Below are 16529 nucleotides of genomic sequence, written 5' to 3' on the forward strand. Positions count from 1 at the left end.
CCGAAAAGGGCGACCAGCCACGCGGCTGGTCGCCCTTTCTCTATCGCTCAGTCGCTCAATACGGTACGCCGGATGGCGGCGAGCGGATCGGCGTAGAGGACGCTCAGCGAAGTCACCACCGCGGCGAATTCCTGTACTTTCCCGCCGAATCCGCTGATCCGGATATCGGTCGGCGGCAGAGTGGAGCCCTGGTTGAACGCGCGAGCCACATGGGCGACCGCGGGCCGGTAGGCGGTGAAGGCCTGGCCGCCCAGGACGACCCGATCCGGGTTGAGCATGTCGCGGACCATGGCCACGGTGTGCCCGAGGATGGTGGCTCGTTCGGCCAGCAGTTCGCGCGCGGGGTCCGACCCCGCTTCCGCCGCCCGGTACAGGTCTGCGATGGTCGAGCCCGCGGTTCCGTTGTGGGCCGGGATGATGCCGCGACCAACCGCCCTGGAGTGCAGCGAGCGATCGCCCACGGTCACCTCCAAGCAGCCGCGACGTCCGCAGGCGCATTCGACGTTCGAGCCGGTGGGCAAGTGCGCGATCGAGCCGGGGCCGTTACTCGGAGTGTGCACGCGACCGTCCAAAGTCACCGCGACACCGGCGGTTTCGCGCACATAGAAGTACAGGCTGCTGCCGCGCTCGATGCGGGCCTGGTCCTTCGGTTCGCCGGTGGGCAACAGCAGCTCGGATGCGGCCATCGCCTCGACATGCGGCGCCACCGACACCGGCAGCTCCAGTACCTCGCCGAGCACCGAACCGAGCTGTGCGCCATGCCATTCCAGCTTCGGATGATCGACGACACCGGTGAGCGGGTCGACCCGGCCGCCGATCGCCACGCCGGCCCACAACGCCTTGCGCCGATGCCAGCGCTGCAAGAACGCTTTCGCGCTGCGGGCGACTGTGGTGGTGGCGAACTCCTGCCCGGTCTGCGGGGTGGCGATGGCCAGCCCGCCGAGAATGCGGCCGCGCAGATCGGCGGCCACGATCTTGGTGACCGCGGCGCCGATGTGAATGCCGATGGTCAGGTAGGCGTCGTGGTCGATCTCGAACGGGACGCGGGGGCGCCCCACCGCGCCCGAGGCCGTCAGGTCGGGACGCTCGCGCAGCAGCCCGGCGGCGAGCAACGCGGAAACCTGGCGGTTGACCGTCGCGATGCTCAAGCCCGTTGTGCGCGCGGCATTGTCGCGGGAAACGGGGCCGCCGGTCGCGGCGCGCAGCACCGCGGCCGCCGGGTTGTCGCCGATACGGAGCTCAGGAGCGACCACGGGCCGCTGAACTCGGACACGACCGCTGGCAACCCTGGAAACGGATCGGTCAAGGGTAGGAAGGGACATTGTGCAGATCCTTGCTGAAGTCCTGTTATCCAACAGGACTTGCCTACATGGGCGACGAGGCAGCAAATGAGCAGGAAAAGCGGCTCAGCTGCAGCAAGAAAGGCGACACAGTTCGCGCGTCAAAGGCAGCCGCAGGCCCAGCGCGGCGGTCACATAAGTGACCCGCGGGAGGTTCCATCGGCTGGCAGACATGTCATCAAAATTAACACCGACATCCGCGACGCACCAACCCCCGACTCGCCGTTGTGCGCGCCGGCACATTGTTTCCCCAGGTCGCGAGCACGCGAAAAAGACCCCGATCCACCGAGAAGCCCTCGGAACGGGGTCTTTTCACGCGACGGATTACTTCGGCGCGACGAACGGCTGATTGATCGTCGTGAAGTATTGGATCGCGGCGCCGATCGCCACCGGGGCGGTGATCAGGATCTGGCCTGCGAGGGTACCGAGCGCACCGACGGCGATGATGCCGCCGAGGCAGCCGATTGCGGCGGCCGGGATGAACGCGCCGAACAGGCCGATGATCGCCGCGGAGGCGACGGTCGCGCCTGCGATGCCGCCGAGCACGCACCCGACGGCTCCGCCCGCCAGTCCGCCGACGAGCGTGCCGATGGTAGCGCCCGCGCTGATCGTGCTGGTCAGGCGGGTCCACGCGGCGACCTCACGGTCGTATTCGGTCTTCCACGGCGCCTTGTCCTCGTACGGAAGGGCGACCGGCTTGTAGACCGCGTGCTCCCGGTCGAAGATCGGGGTCAGCGTGGCGCTGCGGCCGGAAATCTGTGCGGCGATCGGGAATTCGAAATCGTCGAGCTGAAACCGCAGCGGTGTGGCCGCCACCACGGTACCGTTGGAGGCCTTCACCTTGAACAGTTCGTCCTCGACGACCAGCGAACCCGCGTCGGTTTCGATGATCGACTGGGTATCGGTCGCGTGCGCGGTGAAATTGATCGCGCTCTCGCTAGTTTCCTCCGCCGGTGCGGCACCGGCCGTCCCCGCGGCCACTCCGGTCGCGACGGTCACCAGCGCCGCGAGCACGGCGAGCTTCCTCATCCTCATGTCCTGCAATCCCTCATCTCAGGTGGAGCCGTTCCAGCCGAAAGCATCGGGCACAAACTCCGCAAGAACGAGGGAAAAACGCAGGAAGATTTCAAATAGGCAACCTGCGAGTTACGGCCGCTTCGCTAGGTCTTTTTGGCGGCCGCTTTCGCCTGCTTCTTGAATTCCCGCACCTGCGCGAGGGATTCGGCGTCGGTCACGTCGGCAACCGATCGGCGCGAACCCTCCTCGCCGTACGCGCCCGCCGCCGCGCGCCACCCCTCGGGCCGCACTTCGCGCTGCTTGCCGAGCAGCGCCAGGAAGATCTTGGCTTTCTGCTCGCCGTAGCCGGGCAGATCCTTCAGGCGGCGCAGCACCTCCTTGCCGTCCGGGTCGCCCGCGGTCCAGATGTTCTCGGCCTTGCCGTCGTAGTGTTCGATGACGTAGCGGGCCAGCTCCTGGGCGCGGCGGGCCATGGAACGGCCGTAGCGGTGGATGGCGGGCGGCGTCGCGGCGAGGTCCTCGAACTCCTGCGGGTCGGCCTCGGCGATGCGGTGGACGTCGAACCCGCCCATCCGGTCGGCGATCTTCTTCGGGCCGCGGAACGCGTGCTCCATCGGGTACTGCTGGTCGAGGAGCATCCCGAGCAGCGTGGCGAAGTGGTCCTCGGTCAGAAGCTTGTCCGCCTCGGCGTCCTGCGCCAGACACAGCGTGCGAGACATCGCCTACCTCCTGCTCGGTGTACTCCGGACCGGTTCGATCATCCCACCAGTGCCGACGACCGGGGAACGCCCAGTTCATCGACCATGTCGAGTGACGCGAGTCACATGCCCTACGCGCGGGTAGACGACACGCCGCGTAGGCTCCAGGCCATGCCTCAGATGACGGCGACCCCGACAGACACGACGGCAACGGCCAGGGACGGACACGGGCCCATGAACACCTACGGATTGCGCCCAGATCGGTTCGACCGAGCAGGTCAGGACCAGCTTGTCGACGTGCGCGACCTGCAGGCCGCGCTACCGGGTATCCGCCGCTTGCGCACCTGGGCGCATGAAGCGCTCGCGCTGCGACCCGGCGAACATGCCGTGGACATCGGCTCCGGCACCGGCACGGAGGTCATCGCCTTCGCCGAAGCCGTCGGCCCGGACGGCAGCGCTGTCGGCGTCGAGCCCGACCCGCACCTGCTCGCTTCCGCGGAACGCCGGGCCACCGAGGCGGGCTCGACCGCCAAGTTCCACTCCGGCGACGCCTACGGCGTGCCGTTCGGCTCGGACAGCTTCGACGCCGTGCTGTGCGAGCGCGTCTTGCAGCACCTCACCGCACCGGCTCGCGCGGCCAACGAGATCGCGCGCGTGCTGCGTCCCGGCGGACGCGTCGTGGTGGTGGACAGCGACTGGGGCACGGCGATCATGCACCCCGGCGACCGGCGGGTCGTGCGCGAGGTGATCGACACGCTCATATCGGCGACCACCAACCCGCTGTCCGGCCGCCGCATCCCCGGCCTGCTCACCAAGGCCGGTCTGGTGGTCGACGACATCGGCTCGCAAGCCCTGGTGCAGGATCGCAGCGTCGGCGCCGGTTCGCTGGTCACCAGGATCTCGGCGATGGCGGTCGCGCGCGGCGCGATCACGGAGGCGGAGCGCGATCGACTGCTCACCGACCTGGAGGCGGGCGCGGCCAGCGGCGATATCCACCTCTCGGTCACCATGTTCGCCGTCCTCGCGCACAAACCACGCTGAGCCGGCCCGATGGCCGTCGACGTCCTGACCGAAGTCGAGATCGACCGCTCACGCGAGCTGGTGGCGGCCTTTGCCGGCGACCCGGCCCATGCTCCCGCCTGGTATTCGCGCATCCGCAGCGTCACCTGGCAGACGGAGCCGCCGATGCGGGTCGGCTCACGGATGTCATTCGTCGCCCACTTCCTGGGGCGTCGGCTGGCTTACACCTATGAGGTCGTGGACTACGTGCCCGGCAAGCGGCTGGTTATGCGCACCTCGGAGGGCCCGTTCCCGATGGAAACGACCTACACCTGGGCGGACACCCCGGAGGGCGGCACCCGCATGACGCTGCGCAACCGCGGCGAGCCCAGCGGGTTCGGGAAACTCGCCGCGCCACTGCTGGAGGCGGCGATCCGCCGGGCGAACCGCGCCGACCTCGCGCAACTCAAGGCGTTGCTGGAAACCGGATAAGGACTGTGGGGCCTTCGCATTTACGGCAGCCTCGACTTCGCTATCCAGACGTCAGAAGGTCGGCGACATCCGGGTGCGCCGCGGCCATGCCTTGGTCGAATGTAACGAGTCGTCCTTGCTGCGAACGCGCGAGCTGCGCGAGGTAGGCGTCAGTTACCTGACGATGTCCAACGACCGCATCCATTCGGACACGAGCGAAAGGGAGTGAGTCGGGCCAGAACTCATGGCGTTCGTGTTCGGTGACTCCGGTGAGGATTTCTATGGCGGTACGCGCGCTCTGCCCTTCACGGATCAACAAACGCATCAGGCTGCCCTGAGTTATGGGGCAGGTGGCGAAGTTGTCACCCGAACCGCCGAACCACCTCTCCGCCGCATCATGATGCGCATGATCGGTGACAACCAGCGCTATGAGGACGTTGGCGTCGAGCAGTGCCGTCATTCATCCTCCAATGACCGGACGTCCTCCGAGGTGATCACCTTGCCGAGTGCGATCGTGCGCAGCCCGGTCTTCACGCTGCGAACCTGCTCACCAGCGCTGGTCTGCCCCAGCCCGCGCCGGATGAGGAGTGCGACGGTCTCACTCAGCGTCCGGTGGGTGTCCCGGGCAATCGACACCGCCTGTCGATGCAGGTCGTCGGGCAGATCGATCGTGGTGCGCATATACGCATCATATCATCATGATGCAGGCGGCGGCCCGCCCATCGCGGCGGACCGCCAGGCAGCATCAGCGCCCGAGCAGCTTCTCGGTGGCAGCGAGCAGCACGCAGGTGGCCAGCCCGTCCATCGCCTTCTCCAGCTCGGGGAGCTTCGGGAAGCTGGGCGCGATGCGAATGTTCTTGTCTTCCGGGTCGTTCCGGTACGGGAAGGCGGAGCCCGCCGCGGTCAGCGCGATGCCCGCGTCCTTGGCGAGCGCGATCACCCGCGCCGCAGTGCCCTCCAGCACGTCCAGGCTGATGAAGTAGCCGCCCTTCGGCTCGGTCCACGACGCCACCTTGGACGCGCCGAGGCGGTCTTCCAGGACCTTCCGCACCAGCGCGAACTTCGGCTCCAGGATGGCGCGGTGCTTCTGCATGTGCGCCCGCACGCCGTCGGCGTCTTTGAAGAAACGCAGGTGGCGCAGCTGGTTGATCTTGTCCGGGCCGATGCTCTTCTTCGCCGCGTGGCTCAGATACCAGTCCAGATTGGCTGTCGAACCACCGATGAAACTCACGCCGGCGCCGGCGAAGGTGATCTTCGAGGTGGAGGCGAACACCAACGGACGGTTCGGGTTTCCGGCAGCGGCGGCCATGCCGAGCACATCGAACACCGGGGCCGCGGTGTCGGTCAGCGGGTGCACCGCATAGGCGTTGTCCCAGAACAGCCGGAAGTCCGGTGCCGCGGTGGGCATCGAAACCAGTTCCCGGACAACCTCTTCGGAGAACGTGACGCCGGTCGGGTTGGAGTAGTTCGGCACCGCCCACAGACCTTTGATCTGCGGATCGCTCGCCAGCAGTTCGGCGATGGCGTGGACGTCGGGGCCGTCGTGGCGCATCGGGATCGGGATCATCTCGAAGCCGAGCGCCTCGGTGATGGCGAAATGCCGGTCGTAGCCGGGGGCGGGACACAGGAACTTCAGTGTGTCCTCGGCGGCCCAGCGCCGCTCGGAGTCGTTGGTGCCGTAGAGCATCGCGTAGGTGATCACGTCGTGCATCAGCTCGAGGCTGGCGTTGTTGCCCGCCAGCAGGTTGTCCACCGGGATGCCGAGCAGCTCACCGAAGATCGCCCGCAGCTCCGGGAGACCGTGCAGGCCACCGTAGTTACGGCAATCGGTGCCGGTGCCGTCGCGGTAATCCCCCGCGCCGGGCAGGTCGAGCAGCGCCGCGGACAGGTCGAGTTGTTCCGGGGAAGGTTTCCCCCGGGTCAGGTCCAGCGTCAGCTTCTCGGTTTTGAGCGTCGCGTAGTTCGCGGTCTGGGTGTCGTGCTCGTGCACGAGTTCCTCATGGCTCATCAAACCGATCTGCGTTTGCCGGGGCATCCTGGGCAGCCTTTCAAGCAGCGAAGGGACGATGGGTTGGCCGGACCGATGTGCGGCGGCGGCCGAACATGTGTCGTGCGGACGCACGTGCATCCGCGGACGGTGTTCACGTTACCCGTGCGTTGCCCGGAATTGGAGGCGTTATCCGACTGCGGATCCCCCGTCCGCGCGAGCCCTCTAAAGGGGACCCCGCGCACCCGGCAGAGCCCGTTGACCCTTGCTGCCTTCCGGCCCTGGGGGAGTTCACAGGATGCGCGCCGCGCGGGATCCGTCGGCCAGTGTACCGGTTCCCGCCCCAACCCCCATCGCCCGGGTCTGCCACTCTTCCTGACCAGGCACTTCACACCATCCCCCGCCCCCTATTTGGCGACCGGCCGGGGCCTACCGGTATGCTGCTCCACGGAGGATTCGCCTAGTGGCCTATGGCGCTCGCCTGGAACGCGGGTTGGGTTAACGCCCTCAGGGGTTCAAATCCCCTATCCTCCGCCACGAAGTGCCTGGTCAGGGACGGTTTCGCCGCCCCTGACCAGGCCTCCTGGCAACAGCTACGGCAACAGCGGTCGAGAACGGACATCTGAGGGGATGTCGGCGGACACTGATCCGACCACCGAAGGACAACGCTGATGGCCAGCATCCGCACACGCAAGAGCCGCGACGGCATCACCTCCTACCAACTCCAGTACCGCCACGAAGGGCGGCAACCGAGCATCGAATTCGCCGACTACGCCGACGCGGCGAAATGGCGGGACCGCTTCAACGACCTCGGCCCGGCCACTGCGCTTGAGATGCTGCGGATCGAGAACAGCGACAGCCCGTGCGTCCGGCTGAAAGAGGCCGGTATCGAATACATCGACAGCCTCACGCGTGCCGAGGATGGCACCCGCAATCGGTATCGGGCGTATATGCGAAATGACATCGAGCCGTTCTTCAACTCGGCGCTTCCGGTCGACGCCATCACCGAGGCACTCGTAGTGAAGTGGATTAACCACTTGTCGCGCGTTGTCGGCAACGCACCAAAAACCGTTGCCAACAAACACGGATACCTGTTCGGACTCATGGATTCACTGCGCCGCCAAGGCATCATCACCAAGAATCCGTGCGAGGGCACGAAGCTGCCGCGCGTCGACCAGGCCGAAATGACGTTCCTCGAACCCGATGAATTCGCCGCGCTCGAGGAAGCGCTGCCCGAACAATGGCGACTGCTCGTACGGTTCCTCGTCGCCTCCGGTGTGCGCTGGGGTGAGGCGACCGCGCTGCGCGTCGGCGACGTCGACCGGCGACACAACACGATCCGGATCCGGCGGGCATGGAAGTACACCGGCGGCGCCCGGGTCCTCGGCGCACCGAAGACGAAGAAATCGAAGCGCACCATCAACGTCGACCCCGACCTGATCGCGGAACTCCCGCTGTCCGGGCGGACTTACGGGGCGTGGCTGTTCACGAACCGGCAGGGCAACGCCATCCAGATCAGCACGTTCTACAAGCAGGTATGGGTGCCCACACTCGCACGATTGGCGACCGACCCCGCCGACCCATTGCACGGCAAGACACCGCGCATCCACGACCTGCGCCACACCTGCGCCTCGTGGATGCTCGACGAAGGCGTGCCGATCGGCGATGTGCAAGAGCACATGGGGCACGAATCCATCCAGACGACCAAGGACCGATACGGGCATTGCTCGCGTGACGCCGGGAAGCGTGCCGCCGCGGCGATCGGCAAGCGCTTGACCAAGCCGAAACCGCACTTGGCCGCTGTCGCCTGATCCGGCCCAGGCGCCGCCGCGCTGGTGTTAGCGTGGCGGCGCCCGAATCCGTGACCAGTCAGGGGGACTCATGACCAAGCGTGCCCTCACTGCTCTGCTCGCCGCCGCGGTGGCGGCGTTGTCCGCGTGCTCGACCAGCGACACCAGCAGCACGCCGACGACCGTGTCGACACCGGCCGGCGCGGCCCGGCCGTCGGCGCTACAGCTAGGCCAGACCATCGAGTTCACCCGCACCGACACCGGCGCGCGCATCGGCACGCTCCGGTTCACCGATGCCCGGGAACTACCGGCCACCTGCCTGGTGGAACCAGGCACCGAACCCATCCTCGCCATCCGCATCGAGATCGAGAACGCTCCGGGCGAGAAACTGCCCGTGCCCGATGCATACGCACTGAAGTACAACGATTCCGAGGGCGTGACACACGAGGTGGAGCCCGCCGCGATCTACGGGTGCGATGCCGACTACCCCGAAGCGGTGTCCGCGCCGGTCGGCGGGAAGGTGAAAGGCTGGATCGCGTTCGAGGTCGCCATTCTGCCCGCCGCGCTGATGTACTCGCCTCTCGTCAGCGATCAGTCCTCGAGCTACACCGACATCAAGTTCTTGACGGTCAGCCCGGCCACGGTAACCATCGACCTGCCCGACCCGCTCGCAGCCGTCCCACCGTCCTCGTCGACCAGCGCGGTCCGGCCGACACCGGCCGCGCCGCCGACCGGCCGTGACTCCGAAGGCAGGCCGAACGGCAGCGGCGGTGCGGTCGTCGCGTGTGCCGATGAGAACTACCAGCCGGGCACCGGCATCTACGCCGACGGATCGAAAGGTTTCGCCCCGGAGTGCCTGCCCGGCGGGGCCCTGGCGCCGCGGTGACTATTTGAAGGTGTGCCAGTGCAGTTCGAGCCGGTCGGCGCCGATCACCGACCGGCCTTCGCTGGATCGCACTACGACGTGGTTGAGCAGCGCGGCCACGATCCGGTGCTGCCGGTCGGCCAAGGCCGCTTCCCACCACGCCAGCACCTCGTCGACGGACGGGCCAGGCATGTCGTCGAGTGCCTGCAACTGGAGGATCTTCCGCTCGGCCGCAGCGATATTCGCCCGCGCCCTCTCAGTCCCGGCGAGCATCGTGTCCCGCTGGATGAGCCGGTCGGCGTAATCGCGGCCGAGCACCGCGTACCGCTCCCGCAGATCGGCGAGTACGGCCTCGGCGTCGGCGACGGTGCCCGTCGCGGCCATAGCCTTGCCCAACTTGCGACGGTACTTCGGGTCGGTGAGCCGCGCGAGCACGCGTTCTGTGATGTCCGCCTCCAGTAGCGGCGCGGAGATCGTGACCTTCCCGCATCCACCACCGGCCAGGCTGCACCCGTAGTACGGGGTCCTGCCGCCTGCGGTGTTGTAGGTCAGGTGATGTGCGCACAGGGCGCAACGAGCCAAGCCCTCGGACATTAGGTAGACGTTGGTTCGGGTAGGCGCGAACTTCTGCCGGTCGGGGTGGAGCAGCTGCTCGCGCAACGCGGTCCAGGTGTCCTCATCGAGGATCGGTTCGATATCGCTGTCGACGAGGTCGCCGGTGTCGTCGACGCGGCGGCCGATCATGCGGGGCGCGACTAGGGACCGGCGGATCACGGTCGGATTCCACTGCGCCCCGGAAACGGTGGCGACGCCGCGAGCTTTCAGGTCAGCGGCCAGCCCCCGCAGCGACGGCGGCGGGTCGGTGTCCTGGTCGAGTAGGTAGGTAGCCCAGCGGCGGATCTCATCGGCCTCGGCCGGTTCGATCGTCTTGCCGTCCGGCTGCCACCCGTACGCACGCGACAACTGTCACCCTCTCCCATCTGGGACTGTTACCTCCGGGCCACAGCGTACGTGAGCTTTCTATTTCTCGCGCACACCTCTAGGTTGATCCCGCACGCTCCATCCCATCGAGTACATGGAGACTGACGTATGACATCCGCCGACGAAGATCGGGTGTGGAATGCCCGTGACGCGATCCTGCTGTGGCTGTACCGAGAGAAGATCGCCGGAAACCCTCTACCCCGCTACAACTTGGCCAGGGTCGGTGAGACCGTCGGATGGGCAGCGGCTCCGATCACGTCCTACGACTGGGACCAAGCCACCCGATACCTGCGCGCCGCGGGCTACATCGATGGCAGCGCGGGGTGGGGATCCGGCGTTGCCCGGCCCAGCATCACCGCCAAGGGTGAGGAAAAGGCAGCGTCCGGCCGGTCTGTTCGGCCGGGCGTGGAACGGGAAGCAAACACCACCGGCGTGACGAATACCTACAACACCACCATCACTCACCACGGGCATGGTCCGGTGGCGGTGAACAGCCACCACTTCAGTCAGTCGAACACAGTTGGCACTCCGATTGATGAGCTGCAATCGCTGATCGAGGCGTTGTACGCCCACGCCGACAACGGCGGGGAAGATGCGGACGAGGTGCGTCGGCAAGCCGACGAGCTCAGCGACGCGGCAAACGATCCGGACAACAACCGAACCCGAATCAAAGCGAGCTTCTTATCCCTGATCGGCACGTTGACCGGGGCAGCAGGCGGTGCAGCCGGGCAGGAGCTCGCGCAAGCCGTCCTGCAACTGATGCCCGCGTTCAGCTAGCTGGACACCGAAGCCCTCTACTGTCACCGGTCGGCGCGCCGGAATCAGCCCGCCGACGGGTCGTCCGGTGGCGGCATCCCCGAATCGAGTGCAGCCTGCATCCGCCGCGCGAGCGCGTGATGCCCGTCGGCCTGCAACAGCGGGATCGCCGCACGCATCAGATCCGAGAACTTCCACAGTCGATCCCGCATCCGATCCAGGAGGGCGTACGCCGTTTCGAGCTTGGCCTCGGCGATCTCGTTGCGCCGGTCGGCGCGGTCGGCGAACTCGCCGGACGCCTCGACGATCGCACGCGCATAGTCGCTGCGGCGAGTCGAGCGCGCGAAGAACCCCACAATCAACGCCACCAGGACAGTGGACACACCACCCCCGACCAGCAGGTTGCCAATGGCCGGCAGGCTAGTCACCGTCTAATCTCCTCACCACCCTCGCGACCACCCGGACCTTGCGCACATCGCGCACGACCAGGCGGCACGCGCATACCACCAACCCCAACACCACCCACAGCGCGAACGTCGCGCGCCCGGCATACACGGTCCGCGACAGCGCGAGCACGTATGTTGCCAGCGCGAACGCGACCGCCGTGTTGCCGAACAGCTGCAACCACAGCCCGACCGGGCGCCGCAGCTCCAACGCCATCCCGGCGAAAACCATCAGCGGCCCGACGATCAGCAGGCCGACCCACCCAAAATGCGCCCACCGTCCGAGGATCTGGGATACCGCCGTGGGGATCTCCCCGGCGCGGATCGCCCACAGCCCAGCAAGCAGGATGAACGCGTACATGGTCGTCTGATACGACCGCACGCCTTCGTCGTCCAGTAGCAGCCGCCGCGCTCTACGCAGGGGCATGGAACCGGCCCGCCCCGGCCGCCGTGCATGCCATGTAGAGCAGCGCGAGGAACACCCACGTCGCTACACCGCCCCAGCCGACGCCCGGGTTGCGGGCCGCGACTACGCCGATCGAGAACGCGAAGGCAGTCGACCATGCCGCGCATGCACCGAACCCGACCGCGATGACCGGCAGGACGCGGGTCGCGAACCCGACTAGCCCCATCACCGAGGCACCGAGCAACGCCGCGCCCCAGGACTCCGGTGCGCCGGGCACCTGCAGGGCCACCTCGTAGGCTGGGCTCGACCAGCGCGACGCACCGCCGATGATGGTGATCGCACCGTAGACCGAGGCGAACAGCAGTAGCACGATCGCGACGAATCGCGTGAAAGTCACCGCGACAAAAGGATTCATGTCCGGTCGCTGCACTCTCGTGATTGTGGTCATCACTGCAGTTCCTTCGGCCGGTGCTTCCCGATGTATTCCGGGGTCGGGGAGACGACACGGCGGATCAAGTATCCGGCGACGAGGGGGGCGATCAGGCCGTAGATGGTGGTGACGGTCTCGACCCACTCGGTCGACACCTCGCGGCCCAGCAGGTAGGCGGCGATGCCGGTGATCGTGATGCCCGCTGATCGAATCAGCGCGGGTTCAGGCAGTTTCGTCAACTGGATCACTTGGTCACCGCTTTCTTGTCGACGGCATTCGGGACGCCGACGTGCGCGCCGATGGCCGCGGCCATGTCGTTGAGCGACCGGCCGCCATTCTGCGGCCATGCCTCGAACTCGGCGGCGGCGTCGTCGCGGATCTTCTTTCCGGCGCCTTTGCCGAGCAGCTGATCGAGTACCGCCATCAGCATGCGTTCGTTCTGCCAGACCCGCTGGTCGATGAACTTCAGCGCTGTCGCCGCGTCGACTTCCGTGCCTTCGTAGTTGGTGAACCGGATCGCTGACATGTCGTCTCCTTCTGCGAAAGCGCGGGCGCGCCTGATCAGTTCGTCCCACGGGAAATCACGCCCGGGGTCGGTGTGTCCGCCGCCCCACTGCCCGAAGTCGACGTGCCCGCAGATACCTGGTCGCCGCGGTGGAGCGCTGCTGCCGGTGCCGCCGACGTACTCGATCGGGATGCCGCGCTCGGTGCACCGCCACGCCACGAGTGCCGCTGTGCGGGTGAGCATCAGGTTTTCGTCGACACCGTCGGCAGTGTCGGTCTCCAGCCATTTGCCGCGCGACCATCCGGCGAACGTCCCGGCCATGAGGATGTGATCGGCACGGTTGTTGGCGTTGGAGGCTGACCAGGGGTTGTGATCCCACGGGACCACGAGCACGGTCTCGCGGTCGTCGACCACGGCGTTGTAAGACACGGCCCGGCCAGGGTCACCGGCGGGTGCCGGGTCCTTCAGATACCGGATGATCGCGGATGCTTTGCCGCGCCCCTCCTGGGTGTGGATCGCGATCCAATCGACATCGCGGCCGCCGCCGTGGCAGTTGGGCGACAGGTCGGTGCGGGTGACGGGTCTGTCCATGCGCGTCCTTCCGGTGGCGGCGCCGGGGTCGAGGGCATGGGCGAACCACGTTGCAGGGTCGACAGCTCGGCCGCCGACGCGGCCGGGTGGGGTCCACAACTCGAGGTGCGCGTGCGGGCCGCTGCTTTGACCGTGGGAGTTGACGTAGCCGATCAGCTGCCCGGCCCGGACGGAGTCGCCGCTGCGGACGGCGGGGTCGCCGTGGCCGATGATGATGTCGACGCCAGCGGCGTGCTGGCAGTCCAGCCACACCCACCGCCCGAACCCCTGCACGCCGGTGCGCTCGGCGCCCTCGACCACGATCCCGTCGAGCGGCGCGTAGAACGGGGTGCCCTTCGGGGCGGCGAAGTCGAGACCGTAGTGGAAACCGTCCTCGCGGGGCCCGTACGGGGAGGAGATCGTGTAGGTGCCGACAGCCAGCGGCAGGTACCGGGTCGGCATACGGCGCTCCTGACGGCGGGGATCCAAGCCCGGCCCGAGGCCAGCAGCACTACCGCGAGGATATCCCCCTGTAGTTACGGCGTGCTCATACCTCGCCTTGCGCGATCGTGTATCCCTCGCCTGAGCCCGCGCCCAGAACGGCGGCCTGTCCAGCACCGGCGAGCGCCCAGGCGAAACAGCCCTCCAGGTAATCGGGTCGCGCGAACGGGTTTCCGTGCGCGACGAACGTGCCCGGCCTGGCGCGCATACTGCCCTCGATCGGCACTCCGGTCCGCGTCGAGGGGATCACGCTCACCGTGACATCCACATGCGGCGACGGTTGCGGTACCCAGATCAGCGCATACTCCCGCTCCTGGTTGTCGTAGACCAGCGGGGGATCCAGCTTGTACACCCGAGCCAAACCCGGGTATCCGGGCACTTTGTCCAAGATCATTACTGCCGTGGCCATTTCACTCCTTCTTCACGAGAGGAATCCGGGCGAGGAGATAACCCACGCCTTGCCGTTGCCGCCCTTACCGCCTTCGCCGCCCTGCTCGGTGCCGAACCACGGAATCGCGCCACCCCCGGCGCCACCGCCACCGCCCGGGTATCCGCCATCCCCACCTCGGCAGTCTCCGCCAGCGCCGCTGTTGCCGGCGCCACCTCCGCCGCCCGACCCGATTCCCCTCTGTCCGGGAGGGGGAGACACCCCATTCCCACCGCGGCCACCGTTGCCGGTTCCACCTGCACCGGCCTCGGACAAATACCCATTCGAGCCCGGGTCGCCATTGCCGGACGTTCCAGCGCCGCGCCCGCCGAACGGTTGGAAGTCGGTGCGCGTACCGGTTCCCGCCGTCGCGGGAGCGTTGTTACTGGCACCACCACCGCCGCCCGCGGTCAGGATCGACCCGAAAGAGGTGGCGGTGCCCGAGTCGCCGTAGTCCGGGGTGTTGCCCGAGCGCCGGTCGCCACCAGCGCCGCCGACGCCGATGGTCACCGGCACTGTCGCCGGGAGCGACGCGTTCGTCAACACCTGCTCGGCCCATCCACCCGGGCCGCCGCCGTACCCGCGCGGTGCCGCTGCGGCCGTGCAGCCGCCACAACCGCCGCCAGCGCCGCCGATGAGGATCGGCTTGTGGTACGACATGCCCGACGGCTTGGTCCACGTCCCGTCCAGGGCGAATTCGGCGATCTGATTGCCGGACTCGAGATAGGTGATCCGGTTCTCGTGGTCGCCGACCACGGTCTCTTGTCCAGCGACCGCGGCGTTGGCCGCCTCGGCGATCCCACGCGTGGTGGCGAGATCCTGTTCGAGCCCCTTCACGCCGGCCTGCGCCACCATGCGGCCCGCGACCACGTCGTCGAAATCCCAGCCGCCCGTAGCCGGGGTGAGCCCGGCGTCCTCGTAGAGGATCGCCCGCACATCTGCCTTGACCGCCCCCGTGGGCGGAGTGATCTGCGCGGCGTAGGTCACCCACTCGTCGACCGGAACGTCGAGCGCCGGTACGGCCGAGGTGTTCGCGTAGGCCAGGAACGTATCGGCCGCGTCGTAGAAATACATCAACACCGCGGCCCGAAAATTCGGCGAGCCGAACCGGCGCTGTTTCCACTCGACATACAGCGCCTCACCAGCCGCTACATCAACCTTCTGACTCAGCGGCTGGTTCGCGTACGCCGCATAACCTGCATCGGGGTCGAGCCGCAGCACCCAACTCCCCGACGCGGCGATGGTCGAATCGTTCACATACGAGAACCCGGCGGCGGTGTTGGCGGGGTACTTGTCCCGGACCGCTGCGGTCTCGAAGTTGTAGATCTCGGTGAAGTTGACCTTCGACGCTGCGGCGGCGGCCTGTTCCTGCGCCGTTGTCGCTGTCTCGTTGGTGCCGTTGATCCCGTCCGCGATTCCCTCGATGATCTCGGCGAGGGTGTCGCCGACGAGCGGCACCATGTCGAGCAGTTCAGCGAGGGCGTGTAGCGCGGCAGCGATGAAGCTGTCGACGAAGTCGCCGAGGTTGTTGATCCACGACGCGAGGTCATCGAGGTCGCCGTCCTCGACGCCGGTGATGATCTCGATGACGTCGCCGATCAGTCCGCCGATGATCGGGATCTGCTCGACCGCCGAATAGATGACGGTGAAGAACGCCTGCCGCGCAGCCTCGGCCATGTCGTAGGTCGCTTGGTTGTCGTCGATCGCCCACTGTTCGGGGTCGACGTTTTGGAGATTGAAGACGGTCGAGGCAGTCCAGGTTTTCGCCGGCAGTGGGGCGTCGGGGAAGTCGGGCGAGGTCACATCGTGCCGCCGGTGTCGGACTGCTCGATCAGCTTCCGCGTCACCTCGACGTCACGAATCTGTGCCTTCATCGCCTCCAGCTGCGCCGGGCTGTAATGGGAGATGTCGACGACCTCCACCGGCTCGGCGAGCGCTTCGGTCGCGTCTTCCTCGGGCGCACCGACCGGTACCCAGATCACGGCCTCGATTCCCGCGCCGCGCCTCGCCTCCCTGTCCACGCGCGGCTTGTACAGCGGATTCTTCGGCGCGGGCAGGCGCAGGTTGTCGAACACGTGGATGGCGAGCAGGTGCTCGGCCTCGGGCGGCATCTGCATCCCGGGCAGGCCGGTGCCCATCGGCACCGACCGGAACCAGTCCGCGAGCGGATGCCGGTGCTCACGCGCGAGCACGATTCCAGTGGCCTTGTCGCGGCGGATGCCGTCGAGCGCATCGGCGCGTTCCGACCAGGACCGCCGCGGCCTACGCTGCTGCTTCGCCATACCCAACCTCCACACTCGACACTCGACACTGGTGACTGTGTGACTGTATCCATGCTTACTC

20 protein-coding genes, 1 tRNA gene and 1 other RNA gene are annotated in these 16529 nt (G+C 67.3%); 6 read left to right on the plus strand and 16 right to left on the minus strand.

The window, feature by feature from the left end; all coding sequences use genetic code 11:
- Positions 1-47 precede the first annotated feature (47 nt).
- From IU459_RS11610 to IU459_RS11620, 3 genes are all read right to left on the minus strand, one after another.
- A complete protein-coding gene (locus IU459_RS11610; protein ID WP_195129499.1) occupies positions 48-1322 on the minus strand; it encodes an ROK family transcriptional regulator in 1275 nt (424 codons plus the stop codon).
- 342 nt (positions 1323-1664) lie between these two features.
- The gene (locus IU459_RS11615) at positions 1665-2375 is read right to left on the minus strand and encodes a hypothetical protein (protein WP_195129500.1); all 711 of its coding nucleotides are present in this window, start codon (positions 2373-2375) and stop codon (positions 1665-1667) included.
- A gap of 125 nt (positions 2376-2500) precedes the next feature.
- Positions 2501-3076, minus strand: a complete 576-nt coding sequence (locus tag IU459_RS11620) for an HhH-GPD-type base excision DNA repair protein (protein WP_195129501.1) — start codon at positions 3074-3076, stop codon at positions 2501-2503.
- Between the two features lie 213 nt (positions 3077-3289).
- Between IU459_RS11620 and IU459_RS11625 the strand changes: the two genes are divergently transcribed.
- Complete coding sequence (locus IU459_RS11625; protein ID WP_195129702.1) at positions 3290-4096, plus strand: methyltransferase domain-containing protein; 807 nt, start codon at positions 3290-3292, stop codon at positions 4094-4096.
- Positions 4097-4105: 9 nt separating this feature from the next.
- Entirely contained in the window at positions 4106-4546 is a 441-nt protein-coding gene (locus IU459_RS11630) for an SRPBCC family protein (protein ID WP_195129502.1), read from the plus strand.
- Positions 4547-4586: 40 nt separating this feature from the next.
- Here IU459_RS11630 and IU459_RS11635 read toward each other — a convergent pair whose 3' ends face one another.
- The 4 genes from IU459_RS11635 to ffs all read right to left on the minus strand — a co-directional run bounded on the left by IU459_RS11635 (position 4587) and on the right by ffs (position 6833).
- Complete coding sequence (locus IU459_RS11635) at positions 4587-4985, minus strand: TA system VapC family ribonuclease toxin (protein ID WP_195129503.1); 399 nt, start codon at positions 4983-4985, stop codon at positions 4587-4589.
- A complete protein-coding gene (locus IU459_RS11640) occupies positions 4982-5206 on the minus strand; it encodes an antitoxin (RefSeq protein ID WP_195129504.1) in 225 nt (74 codons plus the stop codon). Before IU459_RS11640 ends, IU459_RS11635 begins: the two co-directional genes overlap by 4 nt.
- 64 nt (positions 5207-5270) lie before the next feature.
- The gene (locus IU459_RS11645; protein WP_195129505.1) at positions 5271-6560 is read right to left on the minus strand and encodes an aminotransferase class I/II-fold pyridoxal phosphate-dependent enzyme; all 1290 of its coding nucleotides are present in this window, start codon (positions 6558-6560) and stop codon (positions 5271-5273) included.
- A gap of 178 nt (positions 6561-6738) precedes the next feature.
- Positions 6739-6833, minus strand: an RNA gene (gene ffs / locus IU459_RS11650) — signal recognition particle sRNA small type.
- Positions 6834-6961: 128 nt separating this feature from the next.
- Between ffs and IU459_RS11655 the strand changes: the two genes are divergently transcribed.
- The 3 genes from IU459_RS11655 to IU459_RS11665 all read left to right on the plus strand — a co-directional run bounded on the left by IU459_RS11655 (position 6962) and on the right by IU459_RS11665 (position 9188).
- Positions 6962-7049: transfer RNA gene (locus tag IU459_RS11655), tRNA-Ser, on the plus strand.
- Positions 7050-7183: 134 nt separating this feature from the next.
- Positions 7184-8323, plus strand: coding sequence for a tyrosine-type recombinase/integrase (locus IU459_RS11660; protein ID WP_195129506.1), 1140 nt, complete (start codon positions 7184-7186; stop codon positions 8321-8323).
- A gap of 70 nt (positions 8324-8393) precedes the next feature.
- Complete coding sequence (locus tag IU459_RS11665) at positions 8394-9188, plus strand: hypothetical protein (RefSeq protein ID WP_195129507.1); 795 nt, start codon at positions 8394-8396, stop codon at positions 9186-9188.
- On the opposite strand, the gene IU459_RS11670 is transcribed toward IU459_RS11665, so the two are convergent.
- Entirely contained in the window at positions 9189-10130 is a 942-nt protein-coding gene (locus IU459_RS11670; protein WP_195129508.1) for a recombinase zinc beta ribbon domain-containing protein, read from the minus strand.
- Between the two features lie 126 nt (positions 10131-10256).
- Here IU459_RS11670 and IU459_RS11675 point away from each other — a divergent pair, with 126 nt between their 5' ends.
- Positions 10257-10925 carry a hypothetical protein gene (locus IU459_RS11675; RefSeq protein ID WP_195129509.1) on the plus strand — a complete coding sequence of 223 codons (669 nt, stop codon included), beginning with the start codon at positions 10257-10259 and terminating at the stop codon, positions 10923-10925.
- A 44-nt stretch (positions 10926-10969) separates the two neighbouring features.
- Here IU459_RS11675 and IU459_RS11680 read toward each other — a convergent pair whose 3' ends face one another.
- The 8 genes from IU459_RS11680 to IU459_RS11715 all read right to left on the minus strand — a co-directional run bounded on the left by IU459_RS11680 (position 10970) and on the right by IU459_RS11715 (position 16468).
- Entirely contained in the window at positions 10970-11332 is a 363-nt protein-coding gene (locus IU459_RS11680; protein ID WP_195129510.1) for a hypothetical protein, read from the minus strand.
- Positions 11325-11774, minus strand: a complete 450-nt coding sequence (locus IU459_RS11685; RefSeq protein ID WP_195129511.1) for a hypothetical protein — start codon at positions 11772-11774, stop codon at positions 11325-11327. Before IU459_RS11685 ends, IU459_RS11680 begins: the two co-directional genes overlap by 8 nt.
- The gene (locus tag IU459_RS11690; protein WP_195129512.1) at positions 11761-12201 is read right to left on the minus strand and encodes a hypothetical protein; all 441 of its coding nucleotides are present in this window, start codon (positions 12199-12201) and stop codon (positions 11761-11763) included. The genes IU459_RS11685 and IU459_RS11690 overlap by 14 nt, the downstream gene beginning before the upstream one ends.
- On the minus strand, positions 12201-12431 hold the full coding sequence (locus IU459_RS11695; RefSeq protein ID WP_195129513.1) for a hypothetical protein: 231 nt from the start codon (positions 12429-12431) through the stop codon (positions 12201-12203). The genes IU459_RS11690 and IU459_RS11695 overlap by 1 nt, the downstream gene beginning before the upstream one ends.
- On the minus strand, positions 12428-13720 hold the full coding sequence (locus IU459_RS11700) for a peptidoglycan DD-metalloendopeptidase family protein (RefSeq protein WP_195129514.1): 1293 nt from the start codon (positions 13718-13720) through the stop codon (positions 12428-12430). Before IU459_RS11700 ends, IU459_RS11695 begins: the two co-directional genes overlap by 4 nt.
- Before the next feature lie 85 nt (positions 13721-13805).
- A complete protein-coding gene (locus tag IU459_RS11705; protein ID WP_195129515.1) occupies positions 13806-14168 on the minus strand; it encodes a hypothetical protein in 363 nt (120 codons plus the stop codon).
- 12 nt (positions 14169-14180) lie between these two features.
- Complete coding sequence (locus tag IU459_RS39300; protein WP_195129516.1) at positions 14181-15989, minus strand: hypothetical protein; 1809 nt, start codon at positions 15987-15989, stop codon at positions 14181-14183.
- Positions 15986-16468, minus strand: a complete 483-nt coding sequence (locus tag IU459_RS11715) for a hypothetical protein (protein ID WP_195129517.1) — start codon at positions 16466-16468, stop codon at positions 15986-15988. Before IU459_RS11715 ends, IU459_RS39300 begins: the two co-directional genes overlap by 4 nt.
- Between the last annotated feature and the right edge of the window lie 61 nt (positions 16469-16529).

The organism is Nocardia amamiensis, from assembly GCF_015477605.1.
Lineage (GTDB): Bacteria > Actinomycetota > Actinomycetes > Mycobacteriales > Mycobacteriaceae > Nocardia > Nocardia amamiensis_A.

What these genes read in the sequence shown, in the direction of transcription:
- IU459_RS11685 (WP_195129511.1), bottom strand. Translation starts at nt 11,774, where the DNA reads ATGCCCCTGCGTAGAGCGCGGCGGCTGCTACTGGACGACGAAGGCGTG.
- IU459_RS11620 (WP_195129501.1), bottom strand. Translation starts at nt 3,076, where the DNA reads ATGTCTCGCACGCTGTGTCTGGCGCAGGACGCCGAGGCGGACAAGCTT.
- IU459_RS11640 (WP_195129504.1), bottom strand. Translation starts at nt 5,206, where the DNA reads ATGCGCACCACGATCGATCTGCCCGACGACCTGCATCGACAGGCGGTG.
- IU459_RS11690 (WP_195129512.1), bottom strand. Translation starts at nt 12,201, where the DNA reads ATGACCACAATCACGAGAGTGCAGCGACCGGACATGAATCCTTTTGTC.
- IU459_RS11630 (WP_195129502.1), top strand. Translation starts at nt 4,106, where the DNA reads ATGGCCGTCGACGTCCTGACCGAAGTCGAGATCGACCGCTCACGCGAG.
- IU459_RS11615 (WP_195129500.1), bottom strand. Translation starts at nt 2,375, where the DNA reads ATGAGGATGAGGAAGCTCGCCGTGCTCGCGGCGCTGGTGACCGTCGCG.
- IU459_RS11700 (WP_195129514.1), bottom strand. Translation starts at nt 13,720, where the DNA reads ATGCCGACCCGGTACCTGCCGCTGGCTGTCGGCACCTACACGATCTCC.
- IU459_RS11705 (WP_195129515.1), bottom strand. Translation starts at nt 14,168, where the DNA reads ATGGCCACGGCAGTAATGATCTTGGACAAAGTGCCCGGATACCCGGGT.
- IU459_RS11645 (WP_195129505.1), bottom strand. Translation starts at nt 6,560, where the DNA reads ATGCCCCGGCAAACGCAGATCGGTTTGATGAGCCATGAGGAACTCGTG.
- IU459_RS11610 (WP_195129499.1), bottom strand. Translation starts at nt 1,322, where the DNA reads ATGTCCCTTCCTACCCTTGACCGATCCGTTTCCAGGGTTGCCAGCGGT.
- IU459_RS11660 (WP_195129506.1), top strand. Translation starts at nt 7,184, where the DNA reads ATGGCCAGCATCCGCACACGCAAGAGCCGCGACGGCATCACCTCCTAC.
- IU459_RS11715 (WP_195129517.1), bottom strand. Translation starts at nt 16,468, where the DNA reads ATGGCGAAGCAGCAGCGTAGGCCGCGGCGGTCCTGGTCGGAACGCGCC.
- IU459_RS11665 (WP_195129507.1), top strand. Translation starts at nt 8,394, where the DNA reads ATGACCAAGCGTGCCCTCACTGCTCTGCTCGCCGCCGCGGTGGCGGCG.
- IU459_RS11675 (WP_195129509.1), top strand. Translation starts at nt 10,257, where the DNA reads ATGACATCCGCCGACGAAGATCGGGTGTGGAATGCCCGTGACGCGATC.
- IU459_RS11635 (WP_195129503.1), bottom strand. Translation starts at nt 4,985, where the DNA reads ATGACGGCACTGCTCGACGCCAACGTCCTCATAGCGCTGGTTGTCACC.
- IU459_RS11625 (WP_195129702.1), top strand. Translation starts at nt 3,290, where the DNA reads ATGAACACCTACGGATTGCGCCCAGATCGGTTCGACCGAGCAGGTCAG.